The sequence below is a fragment of the Synechococcus sp. EJ6-Ellesmere genome, from assembly GCF_024345875.1.
In the GTDB taxonomy this organism is placed as follows: domain Bacteria; phylum Cyanobacteriota; class Cyanobacteriia; order PCC-6307; family Cyanobiaceae; genus Regnicoccus_A; species Regnicoccus_A antarcticus.
The window spans coordinates 1-18,244 of sequence record NZ_JAGQBY010000004.1; the positions used below are offsets into that span (position 1 = coordinate 1).

24 protein-coding genes are annotated in these 18,244 nt (G+C 69.2%); 16 read left to right on the forward strand and 8 right to left on the reverse strand.

Going from position 1 to position 18,244, the window contains the following annotated elements:
* Positions 1 to 67 precede the first annotated feature (67 nt).
* The 8 genes from KBY78_RS00705 (at position 68) to KBY78_RS00740 (ending at position 6,682) form a co-directional block, all read left to right on the forward strand.
* Positions 68 to 1,450: a flavin monoamine oxidase family protein gene (locus KBY78_RS00705; RefSeq protein WP_255141939.1), complete on the forward strand. Its 1,383-nt coding sequence runs from the start codon at positions 68 to 70 to the stop codon at positions 1,448 to 1,450.
* A complete protein-coding gene (locus tag KBY78_RS00710) occupies positions 1,443 to 1,949 on the forward strand; it encodes an aromatic acid exporter family protein (RefSeq protein ID WP_255141904.1) in 507 nt (168 codons plus the stop codon). The genes KBY78_RS00705 and KBY78_RS00710 overlap by 8 nt, the downstream gene beginning before the upstream one ends.
* The gene (locus KBY78_RS00715; RefSeq protein WP_255141905.1) at positions 1,949 to 3,070 is read left to right on the forward strand and encodes a class I SAM-dependent methyltransferase; all 1,122 of its coding nucleotides are present in this window, start codon (positions 1,949 to 1,951) and stop codon (positions 3,068 to 3,070) included. The genes KBY78_RS00710 and KBY78_RS00715 overlap by 1 nt, the downstream gene beginning before the upstream one ends.
* A 79-nt stretch (positions 3,071 to 3,149) precedes the next feature.
* Positions 3,150 to 3,356: a hypothetical protein gene (locus tag KBY78_RS00720; RefSeq protein ID WP_071934307.1), complete on the forward strand. Its 207-nt coding sequence runs from the start codon at positions 3,150 to 3,152 to the stop codon at positions 3,354 to 3,356.
* Between the two features lie 56 nt (positions 3,357 to 3,412).
* Positions 3,413 to 3,922, forward strand: a complete 510-nt coding sequence (locus KBY78_RS00725) for a DUF1993 family protein (protein WP_255141906.1) — start codon at positions 3,413 to 3,415, stop codon at positions 3,920 to 3,922.
* 14 nt (positions 3,923 to 3,936) lie between these two features.
* Complete coding sequence (gene folK, locus KBY78_RS00730) at positions 3,937 to 4,554, forward strand: 2-amino-4-hydroxy-6-hydroxymethyldihydropteridine diphosphokinase (RefSeq protein WP_255141907.1); 618 nt, start codon at positions 3,937 to 3,939, stop codon at positions 4,552 to 4,554.
* 68 nt (positions 4,555 to 4,622) lie between these two features.
* Positions 4,623 to 5,186, forward strand: coding sequence for an NUDIX domain-containing protein (locus KBY78_RS00735; protein WP_006173121.1), 564 nt, complete (start codon positions 4,623 to 4,625; stop codon positions 5,184 to 5,186).
* Positions 5,183 to 6,682 (forward strand): FAD-binding domain-containing protein, encoded by a 1,500-nt coding sequence (locus tag KBY78_RS00740; RefSeq protein WP_255141908.1) that lies wholly within the window; start codon positions 5,183 to 5,185, stop codon positions 6,680 to 6,682. The genes KBY78_RS00735 and KBY78_RS00740 overlap by 4 nt, the downstream gene beginning before the upstream one ends.
* On the opposite strand, the gene KBY78_RS00745 is transcribed toward KBY78_RS00740, so the two are convergent.
* Together KBY78_RS00745 and KBY78_RS00750 are read right to left on the reverse strand one after the other, a co-directional pair.
* Positions 6,658 to 7,863, reverse strand: a complete 1,206-nt coding sequence (locus tag KBY78_RS00745; protein ID WP_255141909.1) for a DegT/DnrJ/EryC1/StrS aminotransferase family protein — start codon at positions 7,861 to 7,863, stop codon at positions 6,658 to 6,660. The genes KBY78_RS00740 and KBY78_RS00745 overlap by 25 nt on opposite strands.
* 27 nt (positions 7,864 to 7,890) lie before the next feature.
* On the reverse strand, positions 7,891 to 8,460 hold the full coding sequence (locus KBY78_RS00750) for a thioredoxin family protein (RefSeq protein WP_255141910.1): 570 nt from the start codon (positions 8,458 to 8,460) through the stop codon (positions 7,891 to 7,893).
* A gap of 33 nt (positions 8,461 to 8,493) precedes the next feature.
* On the opposite strand from KBY78_RS00750, the gene KBY78_RS00755 reads away from it, so the two are divergent.
* Positions 8,494 to 9,111 carry a hypothetical protein gene (locus KBY78_RS00755; protein ID WP_255141911.1) on the forward strand — a complete coding sequence of 206 codons (618 nt, stop codon included), beginning with the start codon at positions 8,494 to 8,496 and terminating at the stop codon, positions 9,109 to 9,111.
* Positions 9,112 to 9,120: 9 nt separating this feature from the next.
* Here the strand turns inward: KBY78_RS00755 and KBY78_RS00760 are convergent, their stop codons facing one another.
* From KBY78_RS00760 to KBY78_RS00770, 3 genes are read right to left on the reverse strand one after another with little or no spacing between them, the layout of a single operon-like run.
* Complete coding sequence (locus KBY78_RS00760) at positions 9,121 to 9,789, reverse strand: 4'-phosphopantetheinyl transferase superfamily protein (RefSeq protein WP_006173126.1); 669 nt, start codon at positions 9,787 to 9,789, stop codon at positions 9,121 to 9,123.
* Positions 9,786 to 10,235 (reverse strand): hypothetical protein, encoded by a 450-nt coding sequence (locus tag KBY78_RS00765; RefSeq protein ID WP_255141913.1) that lies wholly within the window; start codon positions 10,233 to 10,235, stop codon positions 9,786 to 9,788. Before KBY78_RS00765 ends, KBY78_RS00760 begins: the two co-directional genes overlap by 4 nt.
* 2 nt (positions 10,236 to 10,237) lie before the next feature.
* Positions 10,238 to 11,086: an FAD-binding domain-containing protein gene (locus KBY78_RS00770; RefSeq protein WP_315856614.1), complete on the reverse strand. Its 849-nt coding sequence runs from the start codon at positions 11,084 to 11,086 to the stop codon at positions 10,238 to 10,240.
* A 161-nt stretch (positions 11,087 to 11,247) separates the two neighbouring features.
* On the opposite strand from KBY78_RS00770, the gene fabI reads away from it, so the two are divergent.
* A complete protein-coding gene (gene fabI / locus KBY78_RS00775; RefSeq protein WP_255141915.1) occupies positions 11,248 to 12,030 on the forward strand; it encodes an enoyl-ACP reductase FabI in 783 nt (260 codons plus the stop codon).
* Here the strand turns inward: fabI and KBY78_RS00780 are convergent.
* A complete protein-coding gene (locus KBY78_RS00780) occupies positions 12,017 to 12,637 on the reverse strand; it encodes a carbonic anhydrase (RefSeq protein ID WP_255141917.1) in 621 nt (206 codons plus the stop codon). The genes fabI and KBY78_RS00780 overlap by 14 nt on opposite strands.
* A gap of 86 nt (positions 12,638 to 12,723) precedes the next feature.
* Between KBY78_RS00780 and hisB the strand changes: the two genes are divergently transcribed.
* The 4 genes from hisB to KBY78_RS16220 all read left to right on the forward strand — a co-directional run bounded on the left by hisB (position 12,724) and on the right by KBY78_RS16220 (position 15,469).
* Positions 12,724 to 13,371 (forward strand): imidazoleglycerol-phosphate dehydratase HisB, encoded by a 648-nt coding sequence (gene hisB / locus KBY78_RS00785; RefSeq protein ID WP_255141918.1) that lies wholly within the window; start codon positions 12,724 to 12,726, stop codon positions 13,369 to 13,371.
* An 80-nt stretch (positions 13,372 to 13,451) separates the two neighbouring features.
* Positions 13,452 to 14,981 carry a carotenoid oxygenase family protein gene (locus KBY78_RS00790; protein ID WP_255141919.1) on the forward strand — a complete coding sequence of 510 codons (1,530 nt, stop codon included), beginning with the start codon at positions 13,452 to 13,454 and terminating at the stop codon, positions 14,979 to 14,981.
* On the forward strand, positions 14,978 to 15,277 hold the full coding sequence (locus tag KBY78_RS16215) for a hypothetical protein (protein ID WP_315856615.1): 300 nt from the start codon (positions 14,978 to 14,980) through the stop codon (positions 15,275 to 15,277). The genes KBY78_RS00790 and KBY78_RS16215 overlap by 4 nt, the downstream gene beginning before the upstream one ends.
* A gap of 9 nt (positions 15,278 to 15,286) precedes the next feature.
* Complete coding sequence (locus KBY78_RS16220) at positions 15,287 to 15,469, forward strand: DUF1499 domain-containing protein (protein ID WP_315856618.1); 183 nt, start codon at positions 15,287 to 15,289, stop codon at positions 15,467 to 15,469.
* Here the strand turns inward: KBY78_RS16220 and KBY78_RS00800 are convergent.
* Both KBY78_RS00800 and KBY78_RS16160 read right to left on the reverse strand, forming a co-directional pair.
* A complete protein-coding gene (locus tag KBY78_RS00800) occupies positions 15,447 to 15,611 on the reverse strand; it encodes a Nif11-like leader peptide family RiPP precursor (RefSeq protein WP_255141920.1) in 165 nt (54 codons plus the stop codon). The two genes, KBY78_RS16220 and KBY78_RS00800, sit on opposite strands and share 23 nt — an antisense overlap.
* Before the next feature lie 34 nt (positions 15,612 to 15,645).
* Positions 15,646 to 16,761, reverse strand: coding sequence for a DUF389 domain-containing protein (locus tag KBY78_RS16160; RefSeq protein ID WP_315856616.1), 1,116 nt, complete (start codon positions 16,759 to 16,761; stop codon positions 15,646 to 15,648).
* Between the two features lie 152 nt (positions 16,762 to 16,913).
* On the opposite strand from KBY78_RS16160, the gene KBY78_RS00810 reads away from it, so the two are divergent.
* Together KBY78_RS00810 and KBY78_RS00815 are read left to right on the forward strand one after the other, a co-directional pair.
* Positions 16,914 to 17,855 (forward strand): mechanosensitive ion channel family protein, encoded by a 942-nt coding sequence (locus KBY78_RS00810; protein WP_255141921.1) that lies wholly within the window; start codon positions 16,914 to 16,916, stop codon positions 17,853 to 17,855.
* 67 nt (positions 17,856 to 17,922) lie between these two features.
* Positions 17,923 to 18,243, forward strand: coding sequence for a hypothetical protein (locus KBY78_RS00815; RefSeq protein ID WP_255141922.1), 321 nt, complete (start codon positions 17,923 to 17,925; stop codon positions 18,241 to 18,243).
* Position 18,244: the final 1 nt, after the last annotated feature.

Here is an 18,244-nt window from a genome sequence, read left to right on the forward strand (position 1 = left end):
GCGCCCCCCTGCCGCCAAAGCCCCTGCCGCCAAAGCCCCTGCCGCCAAAGCCGTTGACGCCGTGGTGGTGGGAGCCGGACTCTCCGGCCTGGTGGCGGCCCGTGCTCTGCAGGCCGCGGGCCGCTCGGTGCGGCTGATCGAGGCGGCCGCCACGGTGGGGGGGCGGATGACCGGTGAGCGTCTGCAGCTGGTTGCTGAGGCCCCTGAGGCTGGATGTTGCAGCGCCTGGATTGACCTGGGTGGCCAGTGGGTCGGCCCCACCCAGACCCGTGTGCTGGCCCTCCTGGACCGCCACGGCATCCGCCGTTTCGAGTCCCCCCATGCCGGCGACACGGTGCTGGTGTTCGGCGGGAGCCGTTGCACCTTCGCCGGCTTCTTCCATGGCTTCCCCGAAGGCCAGCCTCCCGCCGTGCCCAGCGCCGACTGGGACGACGCCATGGCCGCCCTGGAGCGGTTCCAGGCCCTGGTGGCCCAGCTGCCGGAAGGCCACCCCCACCGCCATCCCGCCGCCGCCGAGCTCGATCGCCGCAGCTTCCAGGACTGGATCGACGAGAACACCCACACGCCCTTCGCCGCCTGGTACTTCGCTTACTTTTGCCGCGCCGTCGGCTTTCTCGGCCCCGCTGAGCCGGAGCAGGTGTCGCTGTTGCATGTGCTCTGGGGCCAGCGCACCGCCCCCCAGGGCGAGCATCCGGAGGAGTCCCTGCTCCACGGCGGTGCCGGCCAGCTGCCGGCCCTGCTGGCCGGCGAGTTGGGGGAGGGGGTGCTGCGGCTGGGCGAGCCGGTGCGGGCCATTGAGCAGCTGTCTCCTGAGGACGGGCAGCCGGTGCGGGTGCACACCGATCGGGCCACCTATCCCTGCAGGGCCGTGATCGTGGCGATGCCGCCGGCGCAGGTGGGCCATCTGCGCTTCTCACCAGCGCTGTCCGCCGACCGCCAGCAGCTCAACGACGAGATGGCCATGGGCACCTGCGCCAAGGTGCTGGTGGTGTATCCAGGCCCCTGGTGGCGGCAGCAGGGGCTGTCGGGGATCGCCATCGGCGATCGCCCCGTCGTGGAACTCTGCGCCGACAGCTCCGATCCCGAAAACGGCTGTGGCGTGCTGGCTGCCTTCGTGGTGGGGCATCGTTACCAGCGCTGGGCCGCTCTGGACGAAGCCAGGCGCAGGCAGGCGGTGCTGGCTGATCTGGCCGCCTACCTGGGACCCCAGGCCCTCGAGCCCCTGGCCTATGTGGAGAAGGACTGGCCGTCGGTGCCGTTCGTGGCTGGCGCCTATGCCGGCTGGATGCCGCCGGGGCTGTGGACCCGCTGCGGTGAGGCCATGCGCCGGCCCCACGGCCGGGTGTTCTGGGCCGGCACCGAGGTGGCCGAGCGCTGGCCCGGTTTCTTCGAAGGCGCGGTGCGCAGCGGTGAGGAGGCAGCGGCGGCAGTGGTGCAACGGCTTGGCTGAATCCAGATCCCCGCAACTGCGCGAACGCGATCCCCGTGAGCTGGGTTGGCGGCTCTGGAGCCTGCATGCCCTGCGCACGGCCCTGGCGGCTGGTGTCTCGATGGCCATGGCCAGCGGCCTCGGCCTGCCGGATCCCTACTGGTCACCGATCACCACGATCATCGTCACCCAGTCGACCCTGGTTGACTCCTGGCTGATCTCACGCCGCCGGCTGCTGGGCACGGCCCTGGGTGTGGTGGTCGGCGCCGCTCAGGTGCAGTGGCTGCCTGCGGGGCTGCCGGCCTATGTGGCCGCCGTCCTGCTGCTGGGGCTGCTCTGCGGCCTGCTGCGTCTGCACCAGAGCGCCTACCGCTTCGGGGGCATCGCTCTCACCATCGTCAGCCTCGTGCCCCACACCTCCCCGGTCTGGGGACTGGCCTGGTTCCGCTTCGTCGATGTCAGCCTCGGCATCCTGGTTAGCCTGGCGATCACCCTGGTCTGGCCTGAGCGCCTCAGCTGATGGCTGTCCGGCAGCACCGACATCCGCTGATCCCCAGGGCCAGGACCCCGGAGCATGAGCAGGCTCTGATGGAGGCCTCGAAGTCGTTTCGCGCCTCCTTCCAGCAGCTCCTCCAGGGCCGCATCGGCGAGGTCCTTGGCGAGGATTCCCTGCCAGCTCGGGAGTTGCACCGGCGCTGGCCCGAACTGCGCCGGCAGCTCGATGCCTGCCCGCAAATCCAGGCGGCCCATCAGCGGCGTGCGGCCCTGCAGGACCAGCTCTGGGCCACGGTCAAGGCGGCGATCGCGGACGACCGCCAGCGCTTGGAGGCGGTGGCCGACAGCCAGCGCCGGGGACCGGGCAGCCTGCAGCTGACGGCCGATCTGGCCATCCCCTCCCACCAGCTCAAGGCCGACATCCACCGCATGCCGGGGGGCTACCTCAACGCACAGGAGGAAGAGGGTGTCGTCACCGGTGCCCTCTACGACCATGGCGTGTTCCTGTACGGCCAGGGCTGGTTCGGTCCTCTCAACGATGTTCCCGGCAGGACCGTGATCGAGCAGGTGCTGGCCCGCCATCACGCCGGCCTGCGGCCGCGGCGGATCCTCGATCTGGGCTGCGGGGCGGGCCACAGCACCCTGCCCTATGCGGCGGCCTTCCCCGAGGCCGAGGTCTGGGGGATCGATCTGGGGGCCTCCCTGCTGCGCTATGCCAGTGCGCGGGCGCGGCTGCTCGATCACGCCGTTCACTTCGCCCAGCAGGATGCCGAACGCACCGGCTTCGGGGATCGCAGCTTCGATCTGATCGTGAGCCACATCCTGCTGCACGAGATCCCGGCTGCCGCCAGACGGCGCCTGTTCGCCGAAGCCCATCGCCTGCTCAGGCCACAGGGGGTGATGGTGCATCTCGACAGCGCCCTCTTCCTTCGCCCCTCGACTCCGGCCAGTCGTTACTTCCGTGACACGGAGGTCTGGGTGAACTCGGAGCCTTATCTGGCGTCCTCCCCGGATCACGCCTTCGCGGCCTATGCCCTCGAGGCCGGCTTCGCCCCGGATCGCTTTCAGGTTCATGAGCTGCCGGGCTCCACCGCCGAGGCCGGCGGCACACCCCAATGGCTGGCCTTCTGCGCCCGGAAGAGCTGAGCCCGCCGGCGATCGGGCCGGATTGTGCACAACACTCCAGGCGCCGATACGCTGGCGGACCCTCCTCAGCACAGGTGCCATGGCCCCCAGGGTCTCCCTAGCAGCCCGCAGCAGGCGAGTGAGCCGGGAAGACGCTCTGGAGGAGCTCGATCTGGCCACCCTGGCCCAGGCCTACCGCTCCGGCCATCCGGTGTACCTCGGCCGCGGCGACTTCTGGGTCTGGTCGCAGGACGGCATCCCCTCCTGGCTGGTACCCCGGTTCGAGGATCTTGGCTTCCTGCCCTGATGCTCCGGGGGGCCTGCACCTAGCCTCGGCTCGCGCTGAGGTTCAAGTGCATCCCCATGGAACTGAGCATGTACACGGCCTCCGTGCCGCCCCTGCGCCGGACGCTCACCAACCTGATTGCAGTGCTGGGCAAGGGCCTGGTCCATGCCGAGACCCAGGGGTTCTATCCCGCCGTGCTGGTGACCAGCCGCCTCTATCCCGACATGTTCCCCCTGTCACGGCAGGTGCAGATCGCCTCCGACCTGGCCCGCCGCGGCGTTGCCCGCCTGGCTGGGCTGGAGGCGCCGCCGCTGGAGGACACGGAAACCAGCTTCCCCGAGCTGATCGATCGCCTGCAGCGCTCGATCGCCTATCTCGATGGCTTCCGCGCTGATCAGATCGACGGCAGTGAAGACCGGGAGATCACCGTGCCGATCGGCCGCGGCGAGACCATCACCATGGCGGGATGGCCTTTCCTCTCGGTGTTCGTGCTGCCCAACGTCTATTTCCACACCACCACCGCCTACGCGATCCTGCGTCACAGCGGTGTGGTGCTGGGCAAGCGCGACTTTCTCGGCGAGCCGTGAGCTCGCGGCCCTGAATGCCCAGCGGTGATCCGGTCAGCACCACCCAGGTCATCACCACTGAGGCCAGTGTGGCCATCGCCCTGGGGGGCAACCTCGGCGACCCCATCGCCACCCTCACGGCTGTGCGCCCCCTGCTGATCCGTGAGCTGCACGGCTGGGCGGCGCGGGCTGCCACTCAGCTGCTGCTGGGGTGGTCGCCCCTGTTCCGCACGGCGCCGGTTGGCGGGCCGCTGGGGCAGCCGCCCTTCGTCAATGGGGTCCTGCTGGTGGGGCGCGCAGCCGGGGGCCGCGAGCCCTGGCCCGATGCGCTGGCCCTGCTGATGCGTCTGCAGGACCTGGAGGCGCGCTTCGGCCGCCAGCGCCTGGAGCCCTGGGGTCCCCGCAGCCTCGATCTCGACCTCCTCTGGTGCGGCGATGCCCGCTGCAGCAGCCCCCAGCTGGAGCTTCCCCATCCGCGCCTGCGCCAGCGCGCCTTCGTGATCGGCCCCCTGGCGGCGATCGACGCGCAGCTGGTGCCTCCCGGTGGCCACCAGACCGCCGCCGCCCTGCTGGCTGAGCTGCTGAGCAGCCCCGGCGCCGAACCACCGCCGCTGCCCCTGCCCGCTCGGGAGGGCTGGCCCGAGGCAGTCTGAACCACGCGGCCTGAACCGCGCCGGCTTCGGCTGGCGGTCACACTGGTGGGCCTGCTCCAGCTCCCTTCATGGCTCCCCTGCCGCCGCCAGAGCCCTCCACCCATCTGGAAACCACGGCAGTCCTCGAGGCCCGCAAGCTGCGCTTCGAGCTCAACCGGGTGATGCTGCCGATGGGTGTGGAGGGCACCTACGGGATCATTCGCCATCCCGGCGCTTCCCTGGCGGTGCCGGTGCTGGCCGACGGGAGCGTGGTGCTGCTGCGCCAGTACCGGTTCGCGGTGGAGCGGCGCATCCTCGAGTTCCCCGCCGGCACCCTGGAGGACGGCGAGGATCCCCTGGAGTCGATGCAGCGGGAGCTGGGAGAGGAGGCGGGCTACAGCGCCAGCCGCTGGGATTCCCTCGGCCTGATGCTGCCCTGCCCCGGCTATTCCGATGAAGTGATCCACCTGTTCCTGGCCCGGGATCTCACTCCTCTCAGCGAGCGTCCCGCGGGCGACGACGACGAGGATCTGGACGTGCTCTTGCTGGCGCCCGCCGCCCTCGATGCGGCTCTGGCCAGTGGCGATGAGGCCCTCGACGGCAAGAGCGTCACCGCCTGGTTCCGGGCCCGCCAGCTGCTGGGCCTCGGATGAACCCGCCGCGCTGGTTGTTCTGGCACCGCCGCGATCTGCGCCTGGCCGACAACCTGGGCCTGGCCGCCGCTGCCCGCGCCACCGCCGCCGTCACCGGTGTGTTCGTCTTTGATCCGGCCCTGCTGGACGCCCCCGATCTCTCCCCGGCCAGGCTCTGGTTCCTGAGCGAGAGCCTGCGGGAGCTGCAGGGCCGCTGGCGGGAGGCCGGCTCCTGTCTGCTGCTGCTGCGCGGGGATCCGGCTGAGGTGCTGCCGCAGCTGGCGCAGGCCGCCGGCGCCCAGGTGGTGGCCTGGAACCGCGATGTGGAGCCCAATGGCCGTGCCCGCGACCGCCGCGTTGCTGAGGCCCTGCGCGCCGGCGGCTGCAAGCTGCTGTCCGACTGGGATCAGCTGCTGGTGCCCCCCGATGCCCTGGCCACCGGCGCCGGTGATCCCTACCGGGTCTATGGCCCCTTCTTCCGTTCCTGGCGACGGCGGATCGAGCAGGCCGGCGCCGAGGCCTGCGCTCCCGTTGCCGCTCCGGCGAGCCTCATCGACCTCGACCCTGCTGCCCTGCCCGCTGAACGCCGCCGGCTCTGGGACCAGCTGAACTGGCTGGATACGGTGCCTACCCCCGGCGATGGTCTGCCCGGTGCACCCTTCGCGGGCGCCGATCTCTGCCCCTGCCGCCCCGGGGAGGCCGCCGCCGCCGCCCAGCTGGCCGCCTTCGCCGACGGACCCCTCCTGGGCTACGAACCGGGCCGCAACCTGCCGGCGGAGCCGGGCACCTCAGGCCTGAGCGCGGCGCTCAGGTTCGGCACCCTCAGCCCCCGCCAGGCCTGGGCCGCCGCCCAGCAGCAGCGCCCGCGGGCCCGCAGTGAGGAAGAGCTCCAGTCGATCACGGTCTGGGAGCAGGAACTGGCCTGGCGCGAGTTCTACCAGCAGGCCCTGTTCCATTTCCCCGAACTGGCCGAGGGTCCCTACCGCCCCCAGTGGCGCCTCTTCCCCTGGGAGAACGACGAGGGCCGTTTCGCCGCCTGGTGCGATGGCCTCACGGGCGTGCCGATCGTGGATGCCGCCATGCGCCAGCTCAATGACTCCGGCTGGATGCACAACCGCTGCCGCATGATCGTGGCCTCCTTCCTGGTGAAGGATCTGATCGTGGATTGGCGCTGGGGTGAACGCCAGTTCATGCGCCTGCTGGTGGACGGTGACCTGGCGGCCAACAACGGCGGCTGGCAGTGGAGTGCCAGCAGCGGCATGGACCCCAAACCCCTGCGCATCTTCAACCCCTACACCCAGGCGGCCCGCTTCGATCCCGAGGCCACCTACATCCGCCGCTGGTTACCCGAGCTCTCGCGTGTGGCCACGGCTGATTTGATCCGTGGCGAAATCGCCCCCCTGGAGCGCCGGGGATACCCGGGCCCGATCGTCAACCACAAGACGCAGCAGGCCCGCTTTAAGGCGCTCCATGCCGCGTTGGCGGCTCCAGCTCAGGAGGCCAGGCTGAGGGGCTGAGCCACCAGCTGCCGCATCACGGCGGTCACGGTGGCCTGCTGGGCGGCGCTCAGTTCCGGGAAGATCGGCAGGCTGAGCACCTCGGCGGTCAGCCGCTCGGTGATCGGCAGGCTGCCGGGGCCATAGCCCAGCTCCGCGTAGGCCGGCTGGCGGTGGATCGGGATCGGGTAGTAGATGATCGTGTTGACGCCGGCTTCGGCCAGGGCCTGCTTCAGCCAGTCGCGGCAGCAGCTCTCCGGCAGGCCATAGGTGGCGCTGTCGCTGGAGGGCACACAACCACCGCCGCAGCCCGCCTCGGCTGACGGGCAGCGGGGCACGCGCACCACGAACTGGTTCCAGCTGTGGCCGCTGGGCCCTTCCGCTGGCAGCATCAGACCCTGCAGATCAGCCAGCTCGCTGCGGTAGGTGGTCGCCAGCTGCCTTCGTTGCTCCACCCAGCCGGCCAGGTGGGGAAGTTTCACGGAGAGCACAGCCGCCTGCATCGCGTCGAGGCGGCTGTTGTATCCAAGCGAGGTGTGCAGGTAGCGGCGCGGCATGCCGTGCACGGCCAGCTCGCGGATGCGGGCGGCCAGCGCCGGATCCCGGCAGGTGACCGCACCGCCGTCCCCGGCGCCGCCGAGGTTCTTCGTGGGGAAGAAGCTGAAGCAGCCCGCATCGCCCCAGCTGCCCACCGGCCGCCCGGCCCAGCTGGCGCCGGTGGCCTGGGCGCAGTCTTCGATCAGCAGCAGGTCGTGGGCGGCGGCGATCGCCCCCAGCCGCTCCATGTCCACCGGCCGCCCGAACAGGTGCACCGGCATCACGGCCTTGGTGGCGGGCGTGATCGCCGCCTCGATCCGCTCGAGATCGATCAGATAGGTGGACTCCTCCACATCCACGAATACCGGCGTGGCACCCACGGCGCTGATCGCTTCAGCGGTGGCGAAGAAGCTGAAGGAGCTGGTGATCACCTCATCGCCTTCACCGATGCCCAGACCCCTCAGAGCCAGCACCAGGGCGTCGGTGCCGCTGTTGCAGCCGATGGCGTGGGGGGTGCCCACAGCCTCGGCGAACTGTTGCTCGAAACGGGCAATCGTGGCGCCCCCGATGTATTGCCCGCTGCGCAACACCTGCAGAACGGCGTCTTCGAGGGCCTCACCCAGTTGATGAAGCTGCTCGGTGAGATCGAAGGGGGGCACCTGCATGGCAGCAACCTTAAGCCCCTCCAAGGGTCAGGCCCAGGCCGGCTCCAGCCCCGGGTGCCACTTGATGTTGCAACCGATTGCAGGCTTTTGCGCGGTGCCCAGCGGCCGCCCCGCCAGCAGGCAATCGAGGGCCGATCGCAGGTCGGCGCCATCCGCCGGTTGGCTGTTGCCCGGGCGGCTGCCATCGAGCTGGCCCCGGTACACCAGGCGCTGCTCCGCATCGAACAGAAACAGATCCGGAGTGCAGGCCGCCTTGAACGCTTTGGCCGCGCTCTGCTCCGGATCGAGGAGATAGGGGAAGCTCCAGCCGCAGCGGCGGCGCTGCTCCGCCAGCTGCTCCGGCCCGTCCTGGGGGTGCGTGATCAGGCTGTTGCTGGCGATCGCCAGGATCGTGATCCGATCGCTGTAGTCGTGATCGATCCGGCTCAGTTCCGCCTCGATGTGCTTCACGAAGGGGCAGTGGGCGCAGAGGAACAGCACCAGCAACGGCCGGGGCGCCAGACCGGTGCTGCTCACCAGCTCACCGTCGAGGGTCTCCAGCGCGAAAACGGGCAGGGGGTGCTCCAGCGGCAGCATCGTCGAGGGAGTCAGTGCCATGGATGAACCGTCGCTGAAGTGATTGTCGCGTCCATGGCCGCGGCGCGCCCGGGGCAGGATCCCCCCACTCGCAACCAGCTCTTGGCCCGGCCTCCCCATCGCCCGGCATCAACCCTGGTGGCGCTGGCTGTCCTGGTGGGGCTGGTCGCCGTGGCCGGCTGTGTCCCGGCCGACCGCCGCCCCACCTGGCGCCTGTTCCCCCTGCAGCGGCAGCAGCCCCACGATGGCCTGGCGGTGGTGAGCCAGCCCGATGGCTACGGGCTGCACATCTGGCTCGAAACCGACACCCGCCGCCAGGGTGTCTGTCGCCCGCGCTGGCTGCCGGATCCGGCGCGGCTGTTCAACGGCAACGGCAGCCACCCCTTCAGCTCCGGTCTGGCCAGCCGCGAGGAGTTCTTCGCCGCCGTCGCCCGCCGCGACGTGCGCCGCGCCCTGCGCAGGGAGCTGGAAGCCCTTTGCCTCAGCCGCGCCCCGCGCAGCACCTGGGAGTGGATCGAGCCGCCCCTGAATCCCTCCCAGGTGAAGGTGGAGAAGCTGCCGATGCTGGAGGAGAAGGATCTGCTCACCGATCCCGAGACGATTCGCAAGCAGGAGCAGGACCCCGAGCAGGAGAACGTCACCGAGCCGCAGGCGGGCGCTGCGACCCCCTGAATTCAGGGCTCAGAGCAGCGCGAGGCTGCCGGCATAGCCCTCCGGCAGGCGCAGATCGTGCAGCTCAAGGCCTGGTGGTGGCGGGGCCCCGGCTGCGGCCAGGCCGAGTCCCGTCGCTTTCAGGCCCGCCTCCAGGCGGCACCAGTGCTGAAGGAAGCCGCTGAGCTGCTCCCCCGGTGGCAGCGCCTCGAGGACTTCAAGGCAGCCGCTGGGCAGGTGGCGCCTGGCGATCGGCCGCCAGTTCAGGCCTGGCCGTTGGCACTCCACATCCACCCCCACCGGCCGCTCGGGGTGGAGGGCCAGCAGCACCAGAGCGCCCGAATGGGCCAGGTTGAACTGCAGGGTGTCCTGGCTTCCCAGTCCCTCCAGGGCCGGCTTGCCCTGGGGCCCCAGGCGAAAGCGCAACCGGGCGGGCTCCAGCCCCATCGCTTCACCCAGCCGCTGCCGAAGCAGGCCCCGTCCCAGCAGGAAACGGTCCTGGTCATCGCTCTGACGCCAGCGCCGCAGCCGCTGATGCTCGTCGCTGGAGAGCAGCGCCAGCAACTCCTCCCGCCGCTGGGGGGTGAGCCAGCCCAGCCCCGCCAGCCAGACCGTGGCCGGCAGCCCGGGGTGATCCAGCCGGTGCGGCGCAGCCTGGACGGGGTTGCCGGGGGCGGGGGGCTTGCTGGGATCGATCATGACGGCTGCTCCGATCGGCCGGGATCCGGGCGCAGCCGGGGCCCGGCCGACAGCCAGTAGCGGCTGAAGCGTCGCAGGTCCGGCGGTTCCGGCAAGGTCACGAAGGGCTCGGGCTCCAGCACCTGCAGGGGCAGGGCGGCTGCCACGCCGGCAGCGATCTCCCCCAGGCGTGGGTCCACCCAGGCGCTGGTCACCACCCCATCGGCCTGGTGGCGGGCGGCGAAGGTCAGCACCTCCTCGGCTCCATTGCCCTGGCGGATTGTGACCGGCAGCTCCAGCAGGCACTCGTAGAGGAAGACGATCCGCTTGAGGCTGATCGGCCCGGCGGCGCCCCCCAGCAGCCCCGGCTCGAACACGAACACGGCCGGCCGGCCCGGATGGGCCTGCAGGGCGGGATTGGCCGGACCCAGGGCCTCGGCGTGGATCCAGAGAACCGGACAGTCCATGCTCAGACCCCCTCTCCCTTGGCCTGCCAGCCCTCCCGCGGTGCGGTGAACAGGCGCTCCTGCAGATCCTCGTAGCTGGCCTCGAAGGGGCAGCTCTCTGCCGCCGGGCAGCCCGGGCAATGGCGCCCCGCTCCGAAGCGCTCCAGGTTGGCGCGGTTGAACAGGTAGGGCTTGGCGCTGAAGCTGCTGGCAATCCACTGCCAGCTGAGGTTGTTGCTGGCGGCATCGCCATCGAGCAGGTGGTGCAGGAACCAGCGGGCCCCCGCCTGCCAGCGCACCCGCCGCCAGTGCACCACGTAGGCGGCCAGCCACATCCGGGTGTGGTTGTGCAGCCAGCCGGTGTCGCTCAGCTGGCGCGCGAAGGCATCGATGCAGGCCAGGCCGGTGCGGCCCTCGTCGATGTCTCCGGGCAACCCGGGCGCATAGGCCGCCTCGGGGTGGCCGGTCTTGAGCGGCTCCAGGTTCTCCCAGAGGCCATCGCCCAGCCGGAGCCAGAGCCGCTGCCAGTAGTCGCGCCAGGCCAGCTCCTGCAGCAGCTTCTCGCTCACGGGCTCCGGCCCCCCGGCCATGCGCTGCTGCACCACATCACGCACCTGCGCCAGGCTCACCACCCCGTGGCGGATGTAGGGAGAGAGGCCGCTCACGGCACCATCGAGGTGGTTGCGGCTGGCGGCGTAGCGCACCGGGTCGAGGGCCTCCAGCGCCGCCAGCGCCGGCTCTGAGCCCCCCCGGATCGGGCTGGCGTCGCCGACGGCCTGGGGAAAGCGGGCGGTCAGCTCCCGCACCATGGCGCCGCGGTCGCTGAAGGCGCGCGGCAGATCGCCGCGGCTGGCGGGCCAGGCCAGGGGCACGCCGGCGAGGGCTGGGTGGCTGGGCTGGTGTGAGGCCGCTTGGCCTGGTTGAGGAACGGTTGATGTCATTGGCGGGTGCGGGGCCGCGCTGGTCTGGGGGCGACGGATGCGGTGGAGGAGAATCCCCCCACTGTTCCCGGCCGGCACTCGGCGCCTCTCCCATGCTCCTCGATCTGCGCGGCAAGAAAGCCCTCGTCACGGGCATCGCCAACAACCGCTCGATCGCCTGGGGTATTGCCCAGCAGCTGGTGGCAGCAGGCTGCGAGCTGGGGGTCACCTACCTGCCGGATGAGAAGGGCCGCTTCGAGGGCAAGGTGCGTGAGCTCACCGCGCCATTGAACCCCAGCCTGTTCGAGCCCCTGAATGTGCAGGAGCCTGCCCAGATCGAGGCCGTGTTCGAACGGGTGAAGGAACAGTGGGGCTCGATCGATGTGCTCGTGCACTGCCTGGCCTTCGCCGGCAAGGATGAACTGATCGGCAACTACTCCGACATCAGCCCCGAGGGTTTCGCCAGGGCCCTGGAGGTGAGCGCCTATTCCCTGGCGCCCCTCTGCCGCCATGCCAAGCCACTCTTCAGCGAAGGGGCCAGCGTGATCACCCTCAGTTATCTGGGCGCCGAGCGGGCGATCCCCAATTACAACGTGATGGGCGTGGCCAAAGCGGCCCTGGAGGCCTCGGTGCGCTATCTGGCCGCCGAGCTCGGCCCCCACAATCAGGTTCGGGTGAATGCCATCAGTGCCGGTCCGATCCGCACCCTGGCCAGCTCGGCGATCGGCGGCATTCTCGAGATGATCCACAACGTGGAGGAGAAGGCTCCGCTCAAGCGCACCGTCACGCAAGACGAGGTGGGGTCCACCGCCGCTTTCCTGGCCAGCCCCCTGGCCTCCGGCATCACCGGCCAGGTGATCTACGTGGACGCCGGCTACTGCATCACGGGGATGTGAGCAGGGCTTCCGAGCGCATCGGCATCACCGATCCCATCCAGTCTGTGCTCGAGGTGTGCAGGTTGTAGAAGGCGGCCTCCGCCTGCGAGCGTCCGCCGTGCGTCAGGTCAGTGAGCAGCACGCTGGAGTCGACGAGGTTGCGGGCCGCGTTGAGGGTGTGATGGCGGGAGGCCTGGTCCAGATCTTGGTGGCCGCCGAGGTTGATCAGCTCCATGCGCAGCTGGCCCACCAGCTGGGCCAGGCTCGGTGTGAGGGTGAGCGCCGGATTCAGGGCCGCCTCCACGGCGCCGCAGCGTTCATGGCCCAGCACCACGATCACCGGCACCCCCAGGTGAGCCACGGCGTACTCCAGCGAGGCGATCGCGGCGGTGGTGGAGAGGGTGCCGGCGTTGCGCACCACGAACAGGTCGCCGAATCCGGTGTCGAACAGCAGCTCCACCGGCACCCGCGAATCCGCGCAGCCCAGCACCGCCGCGGTGGGGTGCTGGCCCGATTCCACCTCGAGCATGCGCTCACGGCTGCTGTGGGGATGGAGCGATTCACCGTCAAGGAAGCGTCGGTGGCCGGCTCGCAGCTCGGCGAGCACCGCCTGGGGACAGTTGTTCAAGCAGCGGCCGGCTCGGTGCTGGCGATTGTGGACCGATTCCGGTCTTTGGCTTCGGCATGATTGGTACACTCCCGACCCATTGCCCTGTGTCCTCCCTTCCGGACTTCGATCACGGCAGCCCCGGCGGCCGCAGCGGCAGTGTCGACCGCGTCACCGGTGAAACCGACGTGCGCGTGCGCCTGGGCCTCGATGGCCGCGGCAGCTGCCGGGTGAGCACCGGTGTGCCCTTTCTCGATCACATGCTCCACCAGCTCGCCAGCCACGGCCTGCTGGATCTGGAGATCAGCGCCGAGGGTGACACCCACATCGACGACCACCACACCAACGAGGACGTGGGCATCGCCGTGGGGCAGGCGCTGGCCCAGGCCCTGGGCAGCCGCAAGGGCATCCACCGCTTCGGACACTTCAGCGCGCCCCTGGATGAGGCTCTGGTGCAGGTGGTGCTGGATTGCTCCGGCCGCCCTCACCTCAGCTACGGCCTGACGATCCCGGCCCAGCGCATCGGCACCTACGACACCGAGCTCGTGCGCGAGTTCTTCGTGGCGGTGGTGAACAATTCCGGGCTGACCCTGCACATCCGCCAGCTCGACGGCCTCAATTCCCATCACATCGTGGAGGCCTGTTTCAAGGCCTTCGCCCGGGCCCTGCGCCAGGCGGTGGAGATCGATCCGCGCCGCGCCGGCGAGGTGCCCAGCAGCAAGGGCATTCTGGAGCAGGCTGGCGCCCTTGGTTGAAGTCTGGGTGGCTGCGGGCGGCGAATCGCGTCGTCACACTCCGTTACGTGATGATGGAGGCATTCCCGCGTGAGTGAGCGATGACCATCGCCCCCAGTCGACCCGAACCCGGCAAGGCCGCAGCAGCCTCCTCGCCCGGTTACGACCGAGCCGACTGGGCCAGTGCGTTCCGCAATGTGGGCACGGAACTCACTTCCGTGCCCCTGGCCGCCGCCAGTGGAACCATCCCCTCCGAACTCAGCGGCAGCCTCTACCGCAACGGTCCCGGCCGCCTGGAGCGCGGCGGCCGCTGGGTGCACCACCCCTTTGATGGCGACGGCATGATCACCGCCGTGCGCTTTGAGGGCGGTGCGGCCGAGCTGAGCAACCGTTTCGTGCGCACGGAGGGCTGGCTGGCGGAGGAGAAGGCCGGCAAGGTGCTTTACCGCGGCGTCTTCGGCAGCCAGAAGCCCGGCGGACCGCTCGCCAACGCCTTCGACCTGCGCCTCAAGAACATCGCCAACACCCACGTGGTGCGGCTGGGCGAGAAGCTGCTGGCCCTGTGGGAGGCCAGCTCGCCCCACAGCCTCGACCCCACCAGCCTCGAAACAGAGGGTGTCGAACTCCTCGGCGGCGTGCTTGCCGATGGTGAGGCCTTCAGCGCCCACCCCCGCTTCGATCCAGGCCACCACGGCCAGCAGCGCATGGTCACCTTCGGCGTCAAGGCCGGTCTGCGCAGCACCATCCGCCTGATGGAGTTCGACGCCAGCCCCGGTGCCGCCGCCGGGACGCTGGTGGCGGACCAGAAGCGCAGCTTCAACGGCTTCGCCTTCCTCCACGATTTCGCCATCACCCAGAACTGGGCGGTGTTCCTGCAGAACGCCATGAGCTTCAACCCGCTCGGCTTCGTGCTCGGTTGGAAGGGGGCTGCCCAGTGCCTCGACTCCAAGCCTGGTGAGCGCGGCCAGTTCTGGTTGATCCCCCGCTCGGGCGATGGTGAGCCGCTGCAGGTGAGCGCCCCTGAGGGGTTCGTCTTCCACCACCTCAATGCCTTCGAGGATCCCAGTGCCGGCACGGCCGGGCAGGTGGTGGTGGATTCGATCTTCTACGACGATTTCCCCTCGATCGGTCCTGGCGTCGATTTCCGCGCCGTCGATTTCGAGAGCCTGCCGATCGGCCAGCTCAAGCGCTGCCGCATCGATCTGGCCAGCGGTGAGGTGAGCACGGAGTTGCTGGAGGAGCGCTGCTGCGAGTTCGCCATGGTCAACCCCCGGCGGGTGGGTCTTGAGGCCCGCTACGCCTGGATGGCGGTCACCGAGCAGGAGCGGGGCAATGCCCCCCTGCAGGCCATCGAGAAGCTGGATCTGAGCAACGGCGAGCGCCTCGTCTGGAGCGCCGCTCCCCGGGGCTTCGTGAGCGAACCCGTGATGGTGCCGCGCCCCTGGCAGGACGCCGAGGGCGATCAACCCGCCGAAGACGACGGCTGGATCCTCTGCGTGGTCTGGAACGGAGCACGCTGCGCCAGCGACCTGGTGATCCTCAACGCCGCCGACCTCTCGGAGCAGGCGGTTCTGCCCATGCCCCTGGCCCTGCCCCACGGCTTGCACGGCAGCTGGGCGGCTGCAGCATGAGAACCACCACCTTCCGCCCCCTGAGGCTTCTTTCACTGCTGGGAGCCCAGCTGCTGGTCTTGCTGTTGCTGCTGGGCCACCACGGCGCCGCCCAGGCCTCCCTGCTGCATTTCTCCGGTGCGCCGCCCGCGGATCTGGGTCTGCATGATGGTCGGCTCAGGCCCTGCCCAAGCCTGGCCCACTGCGCTCGCCAGGACTGGCCGTTGGCCAACCCCGCAGCGGCTCTCCAGCAGCTGGCCCTGGAGCTGGAGACCACCCCTGGAGTGCAGATCGAAGCCAGAGTGGAATCCCCCTAACTGAGCTATCTGCATGCCACAGCCGAGAGCCGGCTGTTCGGCTTTGTCGATGATCTGGAACTGGCGCTGGATGCCTCCGGCACCGGCCTTCAGGCGCGTTCGGAATCCCGCCTGGGAGATTCCGACCTGGGCGTGAATGCCCGCCGGCTCGAGGGGCTGCGCCTGATCCTCAGCCCCGCTGGTGACGGCTGAGGGTGGCGGCGGAGAACACGTGGCCCCGCTCCAGAGCAATGGCGGCCACGGCGCTGGCATTGGCGGCGGTCTCCACCCGCTGGCGCAGGGCGGCATCGGCTTCCACTTCGATCAGGAAGGCACTCAGCTGAGCTTTGGACATCGGTGGCGCCTTTGGTGGTGCGTACCTCTCCTTGCTACTCCGGCGGCGGCGGCGGTGCCACGGGCGCAGGTCCTGCGCCCGCCGCTGCCGGTGGTTGCCTGGGCGGCTCGGGGGCGGTGGTTCCGGCAGGCGGCAGCGGCGACTCTCCGTTCTCGGGCTGGGGGTTGGGTTCCGTCTCCGGACCCACCACTTCCACCGCCGAGCGCTCCACCACCAGGCGGAAGCGCAGTCCCTGACGCTCGTTGACCAGCTTCTGCACGGCCGCCACCTGCTTCGGGCTGGGTACATCCGGCCGGCTGGCCCGCACCACCACCCGGATCAGGGGCGGATTCTGGCTCCAATCGATGGTCATCCCATCGAGCTGGGCCTCCTGGCCGAGGGTCACGGTCTCGCGTACCAGCAGGTTCTGGATCGTGCTCTGCAACTCGCGTTGCAGCGTCTGCTGCCGGCTCTGGCGCACCAGATCGAGGAAACTGCTGGTGAGCGGAATCACCAGGACCGCCGTCAGGGCAAGGCTGATCAGGCTGAGCCGGCTGCGGCGCATGTGGTGGCGAAGCCCGGGCCCCGATTTGGCCAGCACCACCAGGCAGCCGCTGAGGATGCCCATCAGGTTGGTGAGGTAGAGCAGCCCGGCTCCCAGGGCCAAATTCCATTGGTCGGCGGAGAGCAGCAAGCCCATCACGCACACCGGCGGCACCAGCGCCACGGCAATGGCGGTGCCGGCGAGGGACGACACCGCCTCACTGCGCACCTTGGCGTAGGCGGCGATGCCGCCCGCCACCAGGGCGATGCCCAGATCGAGCAGGTTCGGGGCGGTACGCGAGAGCACCTCGTTGCCGAAATCAGGCAAGCCGGCGAGTTTGCCCAGCAGCAGCGAGAGGCTGACGGTGATCATGGCCCCCACCAACAGGGTCACCAGCCCCTGGATCACCTGGGGCAGGCGACCCCGCAGGATGCCGAAGGCGGTGGCCCGCAGCGGCGTGATCCAGGGGGCGATGATCATGGCCCCGATCACCACTGCGGCACTGTTGGCCAGCAAACCGAGGGTGGCGATCAGGGTGGAGCCGAGCGTGAGCACCACGAACACCTGATCCAGCCGGGCGTCCTGCTGAAACTCGGTGAGTAGCCGCCGCATGCGCTGACGTGGCACAGGGCGCTGTCGCGCTCGTCGGGTGCTCAGACCCTTGGGGAGAAGCGAGGTGATGGCCTTGAGCCGATCAGAATTGGCAACCTTAGGCTGATTCTCCAGGCAGAATTGTTGGTCCAGCGGCGAGGCTGGAGCACCTCCGTCGTAGGCGTTCGATGCAAGCGATGCTCCCTCAGCTGATCCTGGCTGTTCCCTGGTGGCAGGCCCCAGGGGTGGTGAAACTGATGGCGGCCCTGGTGGGCCTGGTGCTGATCGTCCTGGCTGTTCGCCTGGCCCAGCACTACATCACCCGCAATCTCAAGGATTCGGACAGCCGCTACTACGGCCGCAAGCTGATCACCTTCGGGGGCTATGTGGCGGTGATCCTGCTGGTGTCGATCGTCTACCGCGATCGGCTGGTGGGACTGACCGTGGCGATTGGTGTGGCCAGTGCCGGCATCGCCTTCGCCCTTCAGGAGGTGATCGGCAGTGTCGCGGGTTGGATTGCGATTTCCTTCGGGGGCTTCTACAAACCCGGAGATCGGGTCCAGCTCGGTGGCATCAAGGGGGATGTGATCGATATCGGCATTCTCAGGACCACCATGATGGAGCTTGGCGAATGGGTCGACTCCGATCTCTACAGCGGCAGGGTGGTGCGAATTGCCAACAGTTTTGTCTTCAAGGAGCCTGTCTTCAACTACTCTGGCGACTTCCCTTTTCTATGGGATGAGATCAAGGTGCCGGTCAAGCACGGATGTGATCATCGTCTGGCCCGGACGATTCTCGAGAAGGCGGTGAATGATCTCTACACCGACGAGTTGATGCAGTCATCCCGCCAGGCCTGGCAGCAGTTGATCCGGCGTTATCTGCTCGAGTCCGCCAGTCTGGAGCCGGCCGTGAGCTTGGTGGTGACCGACAACTGGCTGTCCTTCACCGTGCGCTACATCGTCGATTGCAAGCGTCGACGTATCACCAAAGACCTGCTCTACACCAACATCCTGGATGCGTTCGAGGCCAGTCAGGGTCGGATCAGCATTGCCTCAACCACGGTGCATCTGGTGGAGATCCCTCCGCTCGATGTGCGCCTCAACGATGGCAAGGGCCCGGGCAGGAGTTGAGGCTGTCATGTTCAATCAAGAAACGGTTGTAGCGATGGCCATGGGGAGAGCGCGTCGTCATGCCGGCATGGCCAGGTCGAGAGGTGTGGGGTTCTGGTGTGGATCCTTCTGGCCGCAACGGGTGCTGGCGCTGCTTCTGCTGCTCGTGCTGCTGGTGCCGGGGCTACCAGGGCTGGCCAGCTCGCCGGTGGCCAGCCCACTGAAGGCTCTCCCAGCCGAAAGCCTGCCGGACCACTGCTCCACCACCCCAGCGTGGGTTCAGCTTGATGGCAAGAAGGTGCTGGAGATTCGCTCGGCTCCAGGCGCCCAGCAACTGACAGTTTATGCCAACCGTGGCAGCCGAGGACTGCAACTGTGGGCTTCCAACCTCAGCTACAGCCCTGAGTAGA

Bases quoted from the DNA above. Each gene is read 5' to 3' on its own strand.
- KBY78_RS00765 (WP_255141913.1), bottom strand. From the start codon at position 10,235: ATGGACTGTCCGGTTCTCTGGATCCACGCCGAGGCCCTGGGTCCGGCC.
- KBY78_RS00720 (WP_071934307.1), top strand. From the start codon at position 3,150: ATGGCCCCCAGGGTCTCCCTAGCAGCCCGCAGCAGGCGAGTGAGCCGG.
- KBY78_RS00750 (WP_255141910.1), bottom strand. From the start codon at position 8,460: ATGGCACTGACTCCCTCGACGATGCTGCCGCTGGAGCACCCCCTGCCC.
- KBY78_RS00790 (WP_255141919.1), top strand. From the start codon at position 13,452: ATGACCATCGCCCCCAGTCGACCCGAACCCGGCAAGGCCGCAGCAGCC.
- KBY78_RS00760 (WP_006173126.1), bottom strand. From the start codon at position 9,789: ATGATCGATCCCAGCAAGCCCCCCGCCCCCGGCAACCCCGTCCAGGCT.
- KBY78_RS00745 (WP_255141909.1), bottom strand. From the start codon at position 7,863: ATGCAGGTGCCCCCCTTCGATCTCACCGAGCAGCTTCATCAACTGGGT.
- KBY78_RS00815 (WP_255141922.1), top strand. From the start codon at position 17,923: ATGGCCAGGTCGAGAGGTGTGGGGTTCTGGTGTGGATCCTTCTGGCCG.
- folK (WP_255141907.1), top strand. From the start codon at position 3,937: ATGCCCAGCGGTGATCCGGTCAGCACCACCCAGGTCATCACCACTGAG.
- KBY78_RS00810 (WP_255141921.1), top strand. From the start codon at position 16,914: ATGCAAGCGATGCTCCCTCAGCTGATCCTGGCTGTTCCCTGGTGGCAG.
- KBY78_RS00715 (WP_255141905.1), top strand. From the start codon at position 1,949: ATGGCTGTCCGGCAGCACCGACATCCGCTGATCCCCAGGGCCAGGACC.
- KBY78_RS00800 (WP_255141920.1), bottom strand. From the start codon at position 15,611: ATGTCCAAAGCTCAGCTGAGTGCCTTCCTGATCGAAGTGGAAGCCGAT.
- KBY78_RS00725 (WP_255141906.1), top strand. From the start codon at position 3,413: ATGGAACTGAGCATGTACACGGCCTCCGTGCCGCCCCTGCGCCGGACG.
- KBY78_RS00755 (WP_255141911.1), top strand. From the start codon at position 8,494: ATGGCCGCGGCGCGCCCGGGGCAGGATCCCCCCACTCGCAACCAGCTC.
- KBY78_RS16215 (WP_315856615.1), top strand. From the start codon at position 14,978: ATGAGAACCACCACCTTCCGCCCCCTGAGGCTTCTTTCACTGCTGGGA.
- KBY78_RS00740 (WP_255141908.1), top strand. From the start codon at position 5,183: ATGAACCCGCCGCGCTGGTTGTTCTGGCACCGCCGCGATCTGCGCCTG.
- KBY78_RS00735 (WP_006173121.1), top strand. From the start codon at position 4,623: ATGGCTCCCCTGCCGCCGCCAGAGCCCTCCACCCATCTGGAAACCACG.
- fabI (WP_255141915.1), top strand. From the start codon at position 11,248: ATGCTCCTCGATCTGCGCGGCAAGAAAGCCCTCGTCACGGGCATCGCC.